The organism is Stutzerimonas azotifigens, assembly GCF_013522725.1.
Classification (GTDB): domain Bacteria; phylum Pseudomonadota; class Gammaproteobacteria; order Pseudomonadales; family Pseudomonadaceae; genus Stutzerimonas; species Stutzerimonas azotifigens_A.
In genome coordinates, this window is the sequence record NZ_JAAMRF010000032.1 from 1 (window position 1) to 317 (window position 317).

1 pseudogene is annotated in these 317 nt (G+C 62.5%); it reads right to left on the bottom strand.

What is annotated here, in order from left to right:
- Positions 1-317: pseudogene (locus G7026_RS22515) on the bottom strand (IS110 family transposase); the annotation flags it as partial.

Consider the following 317-nt stretch of genomic DNA (forward strand, 5'->3'; position numbering starts at 1 on the left):
CGGCCACTGGCGAAGCGCTCGGGTTTGCCGACGGCGGTTTTCAAGGCACTGGCCGTCAGCAAACCGATGCCACTGACTTCGTCGAGCTTACGGATTATCTCGTCATCGGCATGCCAGCGCGCCAGTTGCTCTTCGCACTCGCGCATCGACTGCTCATAGAGGCTGATCTCGGCCAGCACAACCTGCAGCGCACCGCGTAAGGCACGCACTTCTGGCCGCTCGATCAGCTCGCACGCTTGGCGTAGAAACGGCTTGATGCCGCTCGGTGCCTCGACCCCAGCTTCACGTAGGATGCCGCGCAGCAGGTTGATGCGTTG